12 protein-coding genes and 1 tRNA gene are annotated in these 16,104 nt (G+C 32.7%); 9 read left to right on the top strand and 4 right to left on the bottom strand.

Annotated elements, in window-relative coordinates:
* Nucleotides 1-15: 15 nt before the first annotated feature.
* The 3 genes from C1S72_RS10310 to C1S72_RS10320 form a co-directional block, all read right to left on the bottom strand.
* Nucleotides 16-1,116 carry a hypothetical protein gene (locus C1S72_RS10310; RefSeq protein WP_205527088.1) on the bottom strand — a complete coding sequence of 367 codons (1,101 nt, stop codon included), beginning with the start codon at nucleotides 1,114-1,116 and terminating at the stop codon, nucleotides 16-18.
* Nucleotides 1,117-1,350: 234 nt separating this feature from the next.
* The gene (locus C1S72_RS10315) at nucleotides 1,351-2,433 is read right to left on the bottom strand and encodes a sensor histidine kinase (protein WP_104735516.1); all 1,083 of its coding nucleotides are present in this window, start codon (nucleotides 2,431-2,433) and stop codon (nucleotides 1,351-1,353) included.
* A complete protein-coding gene (locus tag C1S72_RS10320; protein WP_223115305.1) occupies nucleotides 2,430-3,200 on the bottom strand; it encodes a LytR/AlgR family response regulator transcription factor in 771 nt (256 codons plus the stop codon). The genes C1S72_RS10315 and C1S72_RS10320 overlap by 4 nt, the downstream gene beginning before the upstream one ends.
* Nucleotides 3,201-3,592: 392 nt before the next feature.
* Between C1S72_RS10320 and C1S72_RS10325 the strand changes: the two genes are divergently transcribed.
* The 4 genes from C1S72_RS10325 to C1S72_RS10340 are packed head-to-tail and all read left to right on the top strand — an operon-like array spanning nucleotide 3,593 to nucleotide 9,977.
* On the top strand, nucleotides 3,593-6,688 hold the full coding sequence (locus tag C1S72_RS10325) for a SusC/RagA family TonB-linked outer membrane protein (RefSeq protein WP_104735517.1): 3,096 nt from the start codon (nucleotides 3,593-3,595) through the stop codon (nucleotides 6,686-6,688).
* Nucleotides 6,689-6,698: 10 nt separating this feature from the next.
* Entirely contained in the window at nucleotides 6,699-8,192 is a 1,494-nt protein-coding gene (locus C1S72_RS10330; protein ID WP_162919957.1) for a SusD/RagB family nutrient-binding outer membrane lipoprotein, read from the top strand.
* Between the two features lie 23 nt (nucleotides 8,193-8,215).
* Entirely contained in the window at nucleotides 8,216-9,064 is an 849-nt protein-coding gene (locus C1S72_RS10335) for a hypothetical protein (RefSeq protein ID WP_162919958.1), read from the top strand.
* Nucleotides 9,065-9,074: 10 nt separating this feature from the next.
* Nucleotides 9,075-9,977, top strand: a complete 903-nt coding sequence (locus C1S72_RS10340) for a hypothetical protein (RefSeq protein ID WP_162919959.1) — start codon at nucleotides 9,075-9,077, stop codon at nucleotides 9,975-9,977.
* A 357-nt stretch (nucleotides 9,978-10,334) separates the two neighbouring features.
* Here the strand turns inward: C1S72_RS10340 and C1S72_RS10345 are convergent.
* Nucleotides 10,335-10,410, bottom strand: a tRNA-Phe gene (locus tag C1S72_RS10345).
* A gap of 101 nt (nucleotides 10,411-10,511) precedes the next feature.
* On the opposite strand from C1S72_RS10345, the gene C1S72_RS10350 reads away from it, so the two are divergent.
* From C1S72_RS10350 to C1S72_RS10375, 5 genes are all read left to right on the top strand, one after another.
* A complete protein-coding gene (locus C1S72_RS10350) occupies nucleotides 10,512-11,243 on the top strand; it encodes a type III pantothenate kinase (protein ID WP_104735521.1) in 732 nt (243 codons plus the stop codon).
* Complete coding sequence (locus C1S72_RS10355; protein ID WP_104735522.1) at nucleotides 11,240-12,556, top strand: hypothetical protein; 1,317 nt, start codon at nucleotides 11,240-11,242, stop codon at nucleotides 12,554-12,556. The genes C1S72_RS10350 and C1S72_RS10355 overlap by 4 nt, the downstream gene beginning before the upstream one ends.
* Before the next feature lie 19 nt (nucleotides 12,557-12,575).
* Nucleotides 12,576-13,961, top strand: a complete 1,386-nt coding sequence (locus C1S72_RS10360) for a hypothetical protein (RefSeq protein WP_104735863.1) — start codon at nucleotides 12,576-12,578, stop codon at nucleotides 13,959-13,961.
* Nucleotides 13,961-14,515: an LPS export ABC transporter periplasmic protein LptC gene (lptC, locus tag C1S72_RS10365; protein ID WP_162919960.1), complete on the top strand. Its 555-nt coding sequence runs from the start codon at nucleotides 13,961-13,963 to the stop codon at nucleotides 14,513-14,515. Before C1S72_RS10360 ends, lptC begins: the two co-directional genes overlap by 1 nt.
* Before the next feature lie 262 nt (nucleotides 14,516-14,777).
* Complete coding sequence (locus C1S72_RS10375; RefSeq protein ID WP_104735523.1) at nucleotides 14,778-16,067, top strand: hemolysin family protein; 1,290 nt, start codon at nucleotides 14,778-14,780, stop codon at nucleotides 16,065-16,067.
* Nucleotides 16,068-16,104: the final 37 nt, after the last annotated feature.

Here is a 16,104-nt window from a genome sequence, read left to right on the forward strand (position 1 = left end):
ATTCTTTTAAAATTTCTATAAGCCAAAGCGATATTGCAATCCTCCAAAAAACTGCTCTCTACCTGATGAATAGCCATATTCAGCACGAATCATCCAATGCTTGTTTAGCTGAAACTGACTACCTACAATGAAATTCCACATGGTTTCTTGTTTTTTATCAAGGGTGTATTGCAAACTTGAGTTTTCAGCTGTACCTAAAGCACTTTCAGCTCCATTTAAAACTCTTGAGGCTGCGTTAAGTTTGAGTTGATTTGCCTCTCGTTTGGCAACATTCACTGGATTGGATTGTTGAATAGGACTTAAGTTATCCCACCAATCATCAAGTTCTATCTGTGCTTCACCAACTTTTACTTGCCCATTTGTAATTTTATCTTCCCATTCTTCAATAGGCAGAACTTCTCCAAAATTTAAACTACCACGTGTGTCTCGACTTACTTTGACCCGAAATCCACCAACCCATAATGAAATATTACGATGAGGTTTCTTAAAGTTAAAAGTTTTACCAATTCTCGGATCGAATACAAAGGCGTAAACAGGGTTTTCTTGTGCATCAACATCAGTCCATGTAAAATTCATGTCAAGAGCAATCCAACCACCAAAAAAACCAGCTGTAGGTGTTAATCCAAAACCAACAGTAGTCGTGTTAAATTCAGGACTGGTTTGGATTCTAAATAATTCTTCAGAACCACTAATTCTCGGAATAACTACACTAACATCAACATTTGTGTTGGTTGTAGCTTGAGCAAATATTCCGTAAACATTTAAAAAAGGGAATATCCATAAATCGGGTCTTATATTTAAGCCATTTGAGGTAGCTGTAGTTTTGTTAAATCGAATAAGGTCATCTACATTATATAACTCACTATTATTAAATCCTACACTTACATTAGAAATAACAATATTTGATTTTTGAGTTAAATAATTTAAACTTAAGCCTGCAGAATAGGGTAAGTCAAACCCTAAAGCATGTGTTTTTTTTCCAAATATGGGGAGGATATATTTATATTCGGTGGTGTCCTTCTTTTTATTGTTTAGCTCTGAATAAACTTGAGAAAAAGATTGAGAGGTGATACTTAATAATATTAAAAACCAAGCGATTTTATTTGTAAGATTCATTCTGGGTAACTTAAATAAGAGCAAGTTAAAAAATATATGATTGTGAATTAAAATAATTGATAATTAAGTTAATTAATCAAATAATGAGTACTTAAAAATAATTCTGATTTTTAAATATTTGCTAAAGAAGACGGAAGAATAGCAATCTTTAATTTAACCCTAAATTAAAATGATGTTTGTTGTTATATTGCCAATATCATTTTATCCTCCTTTAAAAAGAAGAAATCAAACTATTTATGATTTAATTGGAATAATCATTTGAGTAATAACTCCAATTTTGTCTTTTCTGTTTTCAATACTGAAAATAAAATTGTTTTCATATAATGTGATGAGCCTATCGACGGTGTTTTTAAGGCCAGTGCCATATTTTATATTTTCTGTAAGAGGCTCGCCATTGTTTATCACTTCAATATGGAGGTTAGATTCTTTTTGAAAAATGTCTATATCAATTTTTAGGTCAGTTGAATCGTAAGAGTAACCGTGCTTGATACTGTTTTCTAAAATGGGTTGTAAAATAAGACTTGGTATTAAAACGTCACCTAAATTGTCTTCTACGTGAATAGATACTTTTAAATGATCAGAAAAACGTATGGACATTATATCGATATAGCGTTTTAAGATTTTCATTTCTACAGAAAGCGGCATTAAGTTGGTGTCTTTTAAAAAAAGAATATCGCGTAACAGATTACTGAAATCGGCTAAAGTGTTTTGTGCTAATTTGGCATCTGTTTCAATTAAGGTAGAAATACTATTTAATGTATTAAAAAAAAAATGAGGGTGAAGTTGATATTTAAGTACATTAACCTGGACATTGGTTAATTGCTGTTTTAATTGAGCCTTTTGTAATTCAATTTGGGATGATTTATTAATGTAAAAATATGTGTAAATGATAAAGACATTAACAAAATAAAACATGAAATGTCGGTCAGAATAATTAACAATGTTGAACACGGCTTCATTCCAATTAAAATTATCGAAATTTAGTTCAAGTATGGTGAAGCGATATAAGTAATATATGACATAAGCTAGAACCCAAGTTACTGCAGCAAAAAATAAGTGAACACTTAAAATAGCATATCTAGAAAAATCTTTGTGAATCATTTTTTTTGTAAGAAATAAAATGAGTGCCAAAAGCATTGTCATAATCAATATATCTGTAAGATAATATTCTATAAAAAAATTGGTCCAACTTATATCATCTAGAGCGTAGCCTTTAAATTTAAAATAACTTTGTTTAGCTATTTTTATGTTACTGTAAACTAAAGTGAAAATAAAAAGTATGCTAAATAATTTCTTATCGTTTTTATCTTTCATCATAGCCCCATTTTATTGAGAAACTCTTTTTTGAAGCTTCTACTAATTCTAAATAGATTGTTGTCATTCATTTTCACATCAATCTCACCATAGTTCGAGTGTATGAGCTCTTTTATAAAATCTAGATTTATTATTGTAGAACGATGAATTCTAACAAATTTTGAAGCATTCAATTCTTCTGTTAAATTATTTAATGACTCTCGTAACAGATGCTTTTTGTTTTCAGTGTGTATTTCAGCATAATAACCTGAGGCAATTATATATTTTATTTCTGAACTGTCAATAAACACAACCTTATTTCCAAGTTTAATAGGGAATTTAGTTGTTTTGTTTTGTTTTTCATTTCTAGAATAAACAAAATTCAATAAACCTTCTATCTTGTCTTCAAATTTTAAATTATTGCGTTGTTTTACCTGTTCAATTGCTTTTTTTGTTGAAGTAAAGAAACGATCATCTTTAAAGGGTTTTTGAAGATAATCAAACGCAAAAAACTCAAAAGCTTTTAGAGCATACTCATTGTAGGCTGTTATAAATACAACAATAGGCTTTAACGCATTGTCAATTTTTTCGAGCACATTGAAACCTGTCATGTCCTTTAGTTGGATGTCTAAAAAAATTAAATCAGGTTTGTTTGACTCAATAGCCTTTATTGCCTTTTTGCCAGTTGCGCACTCGTCCAATATCTCAATCTCAACAATATCTGTTAGCAAGTTTCTAATGCGTTGTCTTGCAAGAGGTTCGTCGTCAATAATTAAGGTTGTAATTTTCATCGGAAATAATAAAAACTAGTATAAAAAAGGTATTAGCTATATGCAAATTAAACTTTTAATTTTATTTGACTCTTACCTAAAGTTTTTTTAAGAATAATATAACAACTTCTCACTGCAAGATATAAGCTGTTCACTTCAAATAATCAACAGTTTAAATATTTTTAAAGATCAGGTATTATTAGTAAAAAATGGTCTTGAATGGGCTTAATTTAATTTTGAACAACCAAATTTGCTATATATGTGACATTTTTCATGAAAATCATCAAATATTCCTAGTGGTAAAGCTAAAGACTCGTTATTCACATCAAAATAATGACTGTATGCTTCAACAGTAAAATAATGGAGTATGTAACCAATTAGATTAGCATATTATTAACATTAAAATAATATCAATGAATCAAGGTTACAAACTATTTTTCTTATTCGTATTTTTTTCAATTTGTTCATACGCACAAGAAAAATCAATAACAGGAACGGTTTCTGATGAATCAGGATTGCCACTTCCTGGGGTAAATATTATTGTCAAAGGAACAACTAATGGCACCCAAACAGATTTTGACGGAAATTATACTTTAACTGTCAATCAAGGAGATGTGTTACAAATTTCATATCTCGGTTATACATCATTAGAACAAACGGTAGGCAACAACAACGTAATTAATGTTTCACTTGAACCTGATGTAACAGCGATTGACGAGGTTGTAATTACAGCATTAGGAATTAAGCGAAAGCCTAAAGAGCTGGCTTACGCTACTACTGAATTGAAGAAAGAGACCTTGGTTCAAGCGGCTCCAGTTGATGTAGCTTCTGCGCTTTCAGGTAAATCTTCAGGTCTTAATATAAATACAAGTGATAATGGCGTTAATCCTACTTCTCAAGTAGTACTCCGTGGGTTTAGTTCTTTAACAGGTAATAACGGAGCACTTATAGTTGTAGATGGTGTGCCGCAATCTCAAGGAACACTTAATAATTTAAATGCAAATGACATTGAGTCTATAAACATCCTGAAAGGAGCTTCTTCAGTAACACTCTATGGTTCTAAAGGAGCAAATGGCGCTATTATAGTAACTACAAAGAGAGGTGGTAATAATGAAAAAATTAATATCAACTTTAATTCGGTAGTGACTTTTGAAGAAGTTAAGTACTTTCCTGAAACACAAACTAAGTTTGGTAGCGGATCAACACAGAACTTTGAATATGATCCTATTGAAAACGAAAGTTGGGGGCCACGATACGATGGATTACCTAGGCGCGTAGGGCCTATTTTGGCTGATGGAACTTATCAAGTATTACCTTATGCACCAATAAAAGATAATAAAAAAGACTTTTTTGATACAGGTATTACCTTGCAAAATGCAATTTCTTTAAGTGGTGGTAGTGAGAACTCAAGTTATTTCTTTTCAGCACAAAGAGTTGATAGAACAGGTGTAACACCAGGCGATGAATATGTTCGGGATAATTTTAGATTTAATGCTACTAGAAAATCTGGTAAATTAGAAACATCAACTTCAGTATCATTCTTCCAAGATAAAACAGACGTTGCGGGAGCAAGCCCTAATGATGGCAGTTACTATAGAATTTTATTAAATACACCAGGACATATTCCTATTTCAAATTATAGAAACTGGCGTACCGATAAATTCTCAACGCCTGATACTTATTTTAATGCTTACTTTAAAAATCCGTATCAAATAATTGATCAAAATAGAAATACAGCACGATCAAATAGATTACAAGGAATTGCTAGGTTGGATTATGAATTTAATGATTGGATAACTGCGACCTATACGTTAGGAGGCACTTGGTTCAACAGCAGCTTTAAAAACACACAAGAAGCATGGCAATATGATCCAACGCTAACTTATACAAGACCTAGTGATGAGGTAAATGCCGTCCAAGACGGGATGACTGATAACTTTAGGTTGAATTCAGATTTATTAGTCAATTTTGATAGGCAACTGACAGAAGATATTAGTGCTAGGTTAATTTTAGGAAATCATGTTGAAACGTTTAGAAGTAAACAAGTTAATGTAGGTGGAAACAACTTATTTACAAATGTTATTTATAATGTAAATGTAAGAACAGGAGAATTAACAGGAGGAGAAGGAACCACTCAAAAACGATTATATTCTTATTTCGGTGATTTGACTCTAGGGTTTAGAGACTATCTATATTTGACAGGTTCTTACAGGCAAGATATTTCTTCAACGCTGCCAATAGACAATAATTCATATGGGTATTACAGTGCAGGTCTATCTTTTGTGCCTACAGATGCATTTACAAGTTTAAAAGAAGGTGCATTAGATTACTTGAAATTTAACGTCAGTTATGCTCGAGTTGGTAATGATGCAGGAATAGGTCAAACTAATGAGAACTTTATTGTGCCAGGAGGATTTCCGTTTGGTACTACAACTGGATTAAGACCTACAACTATTGCTGTAGACCCTGAATTAAGTCCAGAGTTTTCAACATCCATTGAAGGTGGTTTTAATGTGGAGTTTTTCAAAAGAAGAATTACGTTAGGAGCTAACTATTATTTTGTAAAATCAGAAGACCAAATTAACTTTTCACAAGCATCAGCTGGTTCTGGAGCAAGATCCTATTTGACAAATATAGGTGAAATTCAAAATCAAGGATTTGAATTTGATCTTGGTTTAGTACCGTTAAAATATGAAAACTTCCAATGGGATTTAGGTGTTACAGTAACTACTAATAAATCTGAAGTTATCTCATTGGCAGATGGAGCAGATCGTTTACAAGTAGGAACTGGATTCCAAAACACAGCAACATTATTTGCGCAAGTAGGAGAAGCTTATCCAGCTATTTTTGCACCAGGTTATGTTAGAGACCCAGAAGGACGTGTTGTAATTGATGCAAACACTGGAGATCCACTAGTGACTAACGAGTTTATAAATTTAGGTTCAACTGTCCCAGATTTAATTATAGGAGCAACAACAAGAATACGCTTTAAAGATTTTACGCTTTCTGCTGTAGCTGATTATAAAACAGGTCATGTGTTCTACAATACAGTTGTTGAGGCATTAGAATTTGCAGGTTTGACTGTGCATAGTGCTTCTACAAACAGACAGCCGTTTGTGTTTCCTAATTCATCTTATGAAACATCACCAGGATCTGGAGTTTATGTGGAAAATAATAACATAACCACTTCGGGAGGAAATAGAAATTTCTGGCAAACATCTTATAATAACATAAAGGAGAATTATGTAGTAGATGCTTCAGCTATCAAGATAAGAGAGATTGCATTAGACTATAATTTGCCTTCTAAATTTTTGGAAAAAACACCAATTGAAGCCTTGTCGTTTGGAATAGTTGCTAATAATTTACTTATGTGGCGTGCTAAAGAAAACAAATATACTGATCCGGAATTTTCAATAAATACGGGAGGTAATGGTGTTAGTGGTATTGGTTCAAGTGCGCAGACACCACCGACTGGGACTTACGGATTTAAAATGAATGTTAATTTTTAAAAAAATGAAAATGAAAAATATTAAAACAAACTTATTGCTCTTATTGATGCTTGTTTCTTTAGCATCATGTAGTGATGAATTTTTAGACGTTAACGATAGTTCGACAAACCCACCGTCGTCAACACCTGAACTAACGTTGCCTGCAGCACAAAAGTATAGTGCAGATATGATGTACAATGCTAACAATGCTAATAACTCCTTCAATTTGTTAGGAGGTATTTATGCTGGAGTAATCTCGGATTCTGGTGATAGAGTTTGGTATCAAACCGAACAATCTTATATCATTAACAATGATACCTATCAGTCTTTATGGAACAATACTTATACACTTGCTTTATATAGTTATGATTATGTAGAAACTTTTCCAGAGGCAGGTTATGATTATTATAAAGCTATAGCCAAAATAATGAAAGCTTACCATTTTGCTGCCTTGGTAGATATGTATGGCGATATTATTTATAGTGAAGCATTTCAAAGAGGAGAGAACACTCAACCAGCTTATGACGATGATAGAGCTATTTATGATGCTATCTATGAACAATTAAATGTAGCAATCAATATGATATCCAACGCAGGAGCTAATACAAAGTCAGTGACTACTGATGTTATTCTTGGCGGTGATATGAATGCTTGGCAAAAATTCGCAAACACGTTGAAATTGAGAATGCTTTTACGTCAGATTAATACAGGTGAAGATTTAACAGCACAATATAACGAGTTGATGAATAGTGGAATAGGTTTTATTGATAGCACAGTATCAGTAAATCCGGGTTATTTAGATGAAGCAGGAAAACAAAATCCGTTTTATGCTGTTCATGGATTTGCTCCTGGAGGGACAACTCCTGGGCCAAATGGAGGAGCAACCAGAGGTAGTGATACGTATATTGATTTCATGACAGATAACAATGATCCTCGAGTTGCAAGGCTATTTTTGCCTGTTGGAGGTGAGTATGTAGGTGTTCCTCAAAATGTTTATGATAATGCATATAATTCAAATCTGGTGTCAGATTTAGGACCTGGGATTATTAATTCCAGTTCTCAAGACGCTCAACTAATGTTACTTTCTGAAGCATTATTTCTTCAGGCTGAAGCAGCGCAAAGAAACTTAATTACAGGGAATGCAGGAGATTTGTATAAAGCAGGTATTGCAGCATCATTTGCTGAACTTGGAGTTCCAAATCCAGTTGCTGCCGCTGCTGATTATGAATCAAATAGTATTAACCCGATAATCAATTGGGAATCTGCTGATGGTATAGGGAATGAAATCGAAGCAATAATTACCCAAAAGTGGATAGCAGGAGGCTTCATTTCAGGTTTTGAAGTGTGGATGGATCGTGTTCGTACAGAATTTCCATCTTTTGTTCCTATACCAGTAGGCGCAGCTTCAGCTGTGTTTCCTTCTAATTTACTTTATCCAACTGCAGAATTAGCATCAAACTCAGCTAATGTTCCGGCTCAAGGTGCTAACGCGGCATTTGATAGACACACATTTTGGATGCAATAACCATAAAACAAATAAAAACAGATATGAAAACATTTAGATATATATTAGTATTGTTTGCAATGTCATTTGCAATAACATCTTGCGTTTTAGATGATGATGAGCAAACGTTCAATGAAGGACCCAATGTATTATTATTTCCTTCTTCACAAGTAACAGGATTTTTCTTAAATGATAATGCTGATGATTTTACTTATACTGTTCCTTTAAGTATTACTGGAGGTGACGGAAATCCACTTAATGCACCAACAAATGCAAATTTTGAATTGGATGCTTCTTCAACTGCTACGGAAGGTGTTGAATTCGATTTTGTGGACAATAGCGGCTCTGTGGTTATCCCTGCAGGCAACACATTTACTAATGTGCCTATAATTGTGCATTCAGGAGAATTGGATCCTGCAAACCCAACAACAGTTGTATTAAATATAACTGGAGGTTCGTCTTCAGCATCAAATAATATTGTTGCTTCAGGAAACCGAGGTCAAGTAACTATTGTATTACAGGCAACATGCTCTTCTGATTTAGGTGGTATATATGAATTGTCAGTTGTATCAAGTTCTGGATTAACCAATTTTCACCCAGCAGAATCAATTACAGAAATTAGTGAAGGTGTTTATTTGACAAATACATCTGGTACTTGGGATGTGGGTGTTCTCAATGGAGGAGTTAGAGAAGGCTTTATTTTTACTGAAGTCTGTGGAAGTATTGTCATTGAACAGCAAAATTTAGCTGGTATCTATAGTAACCTCTTGGAAGGTACAGATGTTTTAGGAACTGTTGACCCTGCCACTGGTGATATAACTTTGGAATACACAATAGGATTTAGTGGTAATACAGTGTTTAATACATATACGGCTACTTATGTTAAACTTTAAAAAAATAATTATGAAAATAAATTTAGTAAATAAGTTGCATTACGTCTTTTTATCAGCATTACTAATTGGCTTAAGTGCCTGTGAGAATGATGATGTTGAAGATGTAGTAATTGATGGTAATCAACCAACTTTAACAGTTACGAGTTCTACTGGAAGTTTCAATTTTAATGAGGTAGAAAATGATCAGGTTATCACATTGACAGCAACACTTGATAAGCCTACTAATAAGCAAGTTAGAGTATATATTTTTCAAGAAAGTGGTACTGCTGATGGAAATGATATTTCATTGCCTGCTACAGGATATATAAATATACCGGCATACCAAACATCGGCAACAGGAACAATCACTATTCATAAAGATATAGTTATTGAAGATACAGAAACCGCCGTTATTAACATAGGTGATTCGCGTACAACTGCAGCATTTTATCAGCCATTTCAAATGAACATAACAATTCAAAATTTTTCTAATGAAAATGCTACCATGTTACTTGAATGGGATGATGATAATTTAGATGATCATTTATGTGATATGGATTTTGATGTTTATTTAGATACATTTGAAGCATATGCATTTACTGGTGATTGTCCAGAAAATTTATTTGAGCCGTCAAACCCAAATAATTTGTGGACAGGAGAGTTGACAGAAGGTACACATAATATCATGGTTGACTTATGGGATACTAATGGCTTTATGCCAGATCCTGCAATAACTATTCCTCTAAGATTAACATTTGGAAAGTTAGGATCATTTGCAGCATTTTTAGACTTAAATGGATTATATACATCAGAAAGTGAAGATTCCAACAATGGTGCAGGTGGTGTAATGATGGTAGGCTCTGTTGAAGTTGTGAATGGTCTTTATACTGTTTATGATAGAAATGGAGTTTTAATTGCTCAAGAATCAAACTAACTTATAATTATGATTGGTTGAGATGAATTTAATTCATCTTGCGAGAAAAGCCATTGATTTCAATGGCTTTTTCTTTGAAATTTGATTGTAGGTTTCCTTTTAAATCAAATTTCAAGGCTTTCATATCAAAACAATCTATTCAACAGATAAGATTGATACTTTTGAGTAAGTTATTCCACTAAACTTTGATAATAAAAAAAGGAATAAAATTTGGATTAGTCTCCTATAAAAAGGCTTGAGGTAACTCTAGCCTTTTTTTTGATTAAGATATATCAAAATAAAACCAAGATAAAGCGTTGTCACTATTATAGTTCCATTAAAACCAAAAAACTCGATTCATACGAATCGAGTTTTTTCTGGTGGTGCCTCCAGGAATCGAACCAGGGACACAAGGATTTTCAGTCCTTTGCTCTACCAACTGAGCTAAGGCACCAGTCGCATAATTGCGGATGCAAATATAAAGTTGTTTTTATTATTCACCAAAAGAAAATTTATAAAAAATGGTTTTGTAAATTTACCACCTTAATTTTACCTATGAATTTAATTGTAGATGTTGGAAATACTTTCGTAAAGTTAGCTGTTTTCAAGGATGATAAACTATTAGTAAGTAGAAGTATAGAGGTTATTGGTTTTGAAGCAGAGTTTAAAGTTTTAAATAAAAAATTCCCCAATATTCAAAGCTGTATAATATCTTCAGTAGGAAATTTGCCTGTTGAAAATATAAAATTAGTTAGAGAAAGATTACATGTAATTTACCTTGACTCGTCAACCCCTCTTCCTTTTGAGAATTTATACAAAACACCCACAACACTTGGTGTAGATAGATTGGCTTTGGTTAGTGCATCTGCAATTCAATATCCAGATAAAAATGTGCTGATAATAGATGCTGGTACGTGTATTACTTTTGATTTTATAAACAACAAAAACCAATATTTGGGTGGAGCAATATCACCAGGTGTTCAAATGCGATACAAATCACTAAATAATTTAACTGCAAATCTTCCGTTATTAGAAATTAAAGAGCCAAAAAACTTGATAGGTAATACAACCAGTGAGGCCATTCATTCTGGTGTAATCAATGGCGTTTTACATGAAATTGATGGCGTAATTGAAGCATATAAACTAAAATATGCAGATTTAACAGTTATTTTAACAGGAGGAAATGCTAATTTTTTGTCTAAACAATTAAAAAGTAGCATATTTGCGAACTCTAATTTCCTTTTAGAGGGCTTAAACTATATTTTACAATTTAATTCAAAAGAATGATTAAAAAACTTGTATTAGTTTTCATCGTATTATTTACCATTAAAAGTTTTGCCCAAAATGGTACTGCGTCACCCTATTCATTTTACGGAATAGGTAGCCTTAAATTTAAAGGAACTGTTGAAAACAGAAGTATGGGAGGTTTAAGCATCTATACGGACAGTATCCACATTAACTTAAGAAACCCTGCTTCATATGCTGGTAAGAACTTAGCGTTATATGGTAATGAAGGCAGACCTATCAAGTTTTCTGTTGCAGGATCTCATACCAATTTAAAATTATCAAGTGATTCAGGAGAAGATAAATTATCATCTTCTACATTTGACTATATATCGCTAGCAATTCCTATAGGAAAGTTGGGAGTTGGAGTTGGGTTAATACCTTATACATCAGTTGGATATAAGCTAGAGACATTAGATGACAGCAATCGATTAAATGAGCGTTTCAATGGTGATGGTGGCTTAAATCGTACATACTTATCGCTTGGATATCTTATTAATGACAATTTCAGTGTAGGCGTCGATTTTAGCTATAATTTCGGTAATATTCAAAATAGCACTTTAGTGTTTGACTATAACGAAGATGGTGGCTTAGTACAATATCAATCTCGTGAAAATAATCGATCTGATTTAAGTGGAATAAGCTTAAATATCGGGTTAACATATCGAGCAATGATTACAGAAGATTTAGAATTAAAGTCAGGGTTTACATATACGCCAACAACAAACTTAAGATCCATTAATGAGCGTTCATTTAATACAATTATTATAAATTCTTTTGATAATAGTGAAATTGTTGTGAACACAATTGAAGCTGATTTAAGGTCGCAAGGTTTGTATGAGACAAAGTTTCTGTTGCCATCTAAATTTTCGTTAGGAGCAGGAGTTGGTCAACCAAGAATTTGGTTTGTGGGTGCTGAATATACGTTTCAGAACACATCAAAATTTGTAAACGAACTACATGGATCAAATGGAACTGAATATTCAAATGGTTCTACGTTTGCCCTTGGTGGGTTTTTTATACCTAAATATAATTCTTTCTCAAGTTACTTTAGTAGAATGGTTTACAGGGCTGGAATACGCTTTGAAGACACGGGTCTAAATATTAATAATACCAATATAAATGAGTTTGGCATATCTTTTGGAGTAGGATTACCAATAGGTAGTGCTAGAGACTTTTTCTCGAATGCCAACCTAGGTTTTGAAATTGGTAAACGTGGAACAACCAGAAATAATTTAATACAAGAAAACTTTGTTAATTTTAATTTGAGTTTGTCATTAAATGATAGATGGTTCCAAAAAAGAAAATATGAATAAACACAATAAATTTGATATTATGAAAACGAAGATTACATTATTAACACTAATACTATTGTTTTTAGGTTTTAATGGTGTGCAAGCACAACAAGATGAAGAATGTATGACTAATTTGTCTATATTTTCTGAATATGCTAAAGCAAAAAATTATGATGCTGCTTATGAGCCTTGGATGAAAGTTAGAAATAAGTGCCCAAAATTAAATTTGAATATATACTCTGCAGGTGAAGATATTTTAGAACACAAGATTGAGAAATCAAACGGAGCTGAAAAAGTTGCTTTTATCAATGACTTAAAGAAGCTATGGGATGAGCGTGCTATGCATTATGCGAGTAAAACAAAAAAAGGTGAATATGGTGCCAAGTCTTGTCAGTTAATGTATGATAACCGTGAGTTGTTGAAGATGACGGATGAAGAATTGTATAACTGTTTTGATGCTGCTTACAAAGCAGATCCAGACTCCTTTACTAATCCAAAATCATTATACACATATTTCTCTTTGATGGTTGACTTATATGATGCTGGTAAGAAATCTGCAGCAGAATTATTCAACAAATATGATGATATCACTGAAAAGGTAGAAACTGAAGTAGGTAATTATTCTGAAGATTTAAATAAATTGGTTGCAAAGGAAGATGCTGGAACAGCCCTTACAAGTAAGGAAGGTAGATATAAAAGATTTTACGAAAGTTATTTGAATGCTTATGATCAAATATCTAGTGGAATTGATAAGAAGTTGGGTGATCGTGCTAATTGTGAAAACTTAATCCCTCTTTATACTAAAGACTTTGAAAAGAATAAAGATAATGCATTGTGGTTGCAACGTGCAGCTGGTAAAATGTCGGAAAAAGAATGTACTGATGACCCTTTGTTCTTTAAATTGGTAAATGCTTACCATGCTTTGAGTCCTTCAGCTAATTCTGCTTATTATTTAGGTATTTTAAAGGATAAAGAAGGTAAGTCTAGTGAAGCTGTTAAGTTCTATGAGCAAGCTATTAGTTTAGAAACTGATAATTTTAAGAAAGCCAAGCTTAATGAAAAAATAGGTGACAAATTAAGAAAAAGAGGTAGCTTTGGTAGTGCAAGAAACTATTATTCTAAAGCATTGCAGTTAAATCCTTCTAATGGTCGTCCGCACCTAAAAATAGCAGATATGTATAATCGTAGTGCTAATGATTGTGGTGACACAAACTTTAACAAGCGTGCGGTGTTTTGGTTAGCTGCTGATGAAGCTGAAAAAGCTGGTCGTGTTGACCCAACATTAAAAAGTTCTGCAGCACAATCAGCAGCAAGCTATAGAGCTAAAGCTCCAACTAAGAGTGAAATTTTTAGTGAGGATAAAGCAGGTAAATCTATAAGCATAGGTTGTTGGATTGGTAAAACCATTACAGTTCCAAAAATCTAATGATTACAACAAAATATCAAATATTTTCTAGCATAGTCATGGTAACAGCCATGACTATGTTTTTTTCATGTAAAAGTAATTTAGATGAAGTTAATAAAATTGGTATTTCTGAAAATGAACCTATTGGTGTCGCTGAAAATATTGACTTAAAATACACAGATTCAGGTCGTGTTACAGCTAACCTGTTAAGCCCTAAAATGTTGGATTTTTCCAATAGAGCTTTTGCATATAATGAATTTCCAGATGGAGCCCATTTAGACCTTTTTGGTGAGAATAACGAAAAAAGTACTGTAATAGCTGATTATGCTATTGTGTATGACAAAACAGGGATTATTGATATGCAAGGAAACGTTATATTGGCATCAGCTGAACAAGATACCTTATTTGCAGAGCAATTGTATTATGACCAAAACCGCGAATGGTTATTTACAAATAAACCAGTAACCTTTAGAAGAGGTCAGGACATTATTAATGGTAAGGGTTTTGATTCAGATGCAGAGTTTAATCAGGCCGAGGTTTTAGAGATTGATGGCATCATAACCCTTGATGAATAACGAACCCAAATTACCATTAACATCTTTTTTTAAGTATCTTTACATCAAATTAGTAAAAACTCATTTAATGAAAATATTTAAGTTTTTTCAATATGCTTATTTAGTATTTGCTGCACTCTTCATTTATGTAGCAATTGAGAAGTATATGAAATCGGAAACTGTAGACTATATTTCTATTTTACTAGCTGCTACAGCAGTGTTTATGTTTTTCTTTCGAAGAAAATTCAACAAACGTTTCGAAAATAAAAAGTAACTTTAGCTTATGCCAGCAGAAGTTATCATTATAATTTCGTCACTTATACTTTCAGCTTTTTTTTCTGGAATGGAGATTGCCTATGTGTCTTCAAATAAAATTCATATAGAAATCGAAAAAAAGCAAGACGGTCTTTTAGCAAAAATACTATCAAAACTTACTGAAAGTCCTTCAAAGTTTATTGCCACCATGCTTATTGGAAACAATATTGCTTTAGTAGTTTATGGCTTTTTTATGGGTGACCTGTTGGTAGATTGGTTTCAATCTATGCTGCCTTCAAGTATTGCTATTGTAAATACACTGTTGGTAGAGTTGAGTTTGCTTACTCAAACGATTATTTCGACACTTATTATACTTATTACTGCCGAGTTTTTACCAAAAGTATTTTTTCAAATTTATGCCAATTCATTACTCAAAATATTGGCAGTTCCGGCGTATATTTTTTATGTGATATTTACCTGGATTTCAGATTTTGTTATTTGGATTTCAGATTTTGTACTCAAGAAATTTTTTAAAACAGAAGGAGACCAGGTTCAGTTAGCCTTTACAAAAGTAGAATTAGGAAACTATATTAGTGAGCAAATGGAAAGTGTTGAGGCGCATGATGATTTAGATTCTGAAATTCAGATTTTTCAAAACGCACTGGAGTTTTCTGAAGTGAAGGCAAGAGAAGTTATGGTGCCTAGAACCGAAATAATAGCGGTTGATGTGAGCGAGTCTGTAAAAGCTATCAATGCTTTATTTACAGAAACAGGTATTTCAAAGATTATTGTTTATAAGGATAACATTGATGATATTTTAGGGTATGTTCATTCTTTTGAACTTTTTAAGAAACCAAAAGCCATCAAATCTGTTATCATGCCAGTTGAGTTTGTGCCAGAAACCATGTTGGTAAAAGATATTTTGAACGCATTGATAAAAAAGCGAAAAAGTATTGCGGTTGTGTTGGATGAATATGGCGGAACATCAGGAATTATGACAGTTGAAGATATTGTAGAAGAATTATTTGGAGAAATTGAAGATGAGCACGATACAGTTGTTTTAAAAGAAGAAAAAATTGATCATAAGAATTTTGTCTTTTCTGCTAGGCTAGAGGTTGATTATCTTAATGAAACCTATAAATTAGAACTTCCTGAAAGTGAAAATTTCGAAACCTTGGGTGGTTTAATAGTTGACCGAACAGAAGGTATTCCGCAACAAAACGAAGTTGTCGTTATAGATGATTTTCAATTCACGATTTTAGAAGTGTCAAATACTAAAATTGACCTGGTAAAACTGAAAATTCTGCAAGAAGACTAATTTACTGTACATTATATCAATTAAAGCGATATTCTAC

The sequence above is a fragment of the Hanstruepera ponticola genome (assembly GCF_002940745.1).
Classification (GTDB): domain Bacteria; phylum Bacteroidota; class Bacteroidia; order Flavobacteriales; family Flavobacteriaceae; genus Hanstruepera; species Hanstruepera ponticola.

What these genes read in the sequence shown, in the direction of transcription:
- C1S72_RS10320 (WP_223115305.1), bottom strand. Translation starts at nt 3,200, where the DNA reads ATGAAAATTACAACCTTAATTATTGACGACGAACCTCTTGCAAGACAA.
- C1S72_RS10360 (WP_104735863.1), top strand. Translation starts at nt 12,576, where the DNA reads ATGAAAACGAAGATTACATTATTAACACTAATACTATTGTTTTTAGGT.
- C1S72_RS10310 (WP_205527088.1), bottom strand. Translation starts at nt 1,116, where the DNA reads ATGAATCTTACAAATAAAATCGCTTGGTTTTTAATATTATTAAGTATC.
- C1S72_RS10330 (WP_162919957.1), top strand. Translation starts at nt 6,699, where the DNA reads ATGAAAAATATTAAAACAAACTTATTGCTCTTATTGATGCTTGTTTCT.
- C1S72_RS10340 (WP_162919959.1), top strand. Translation starts at nt 9,075, where the DNA reads ATGAAAATAAATTTAGTAAATAAGTTGCATTACGTCTTTTTATCAGCA.
- C1S72_RS10350 (WP_104735521.1), top strand. Translation starts at nt 10,512, where the DNA reads ATGAATTTAATTGTAGATGTTGGAAATACTTTCGTAAAGTTAGCTGTT.
- C1S72_RS10355 (WP_104735522.1), top strand. Translation starts at nt 11,240, where the DNA reads ATGATTAAAAAACTTGTATTAGTTTTCATCGTATTATTTACCATTAAA.
- C1S72_RS10375 (WP_104735523.1), top strand. Translation starts at nt 14,778, where the DNA reads ATGCCAGCAGAAGTTATCATTATAATTTCGTCACTTATACTTTCAGCT.
- lptC (WP_162919960.1), top strand. Translation starts at nt 13,961, where the DNA reads ATGATTACAACAAAATATCAAATATTTTCTAGCATAGTCATGGTAACA.
- C1S72_RS10315 (WP_104735516.1), bottom strand. Translation starts at nt 2,433, where the DNA reads ATGATGAAAGATAAAAACGATAAGAAATTATTTAGCATACTTTTTATT.
- C1S72_RS10325 (WP_104735517.1), top strand. Translation starts at nt 3,593, where the DNA reads ATGAATCAAGGTTACAAACTATTTTTCTTATTCGTATTTTTTTCAATT.
- C1S72_RS10335 (WP_162919958.1), top strand. Translation starts at nt 8,216, where the DNA reads ATGAAAACATTTAGATATATATTAGTATTGTTTGCAATGTCATTTGCA.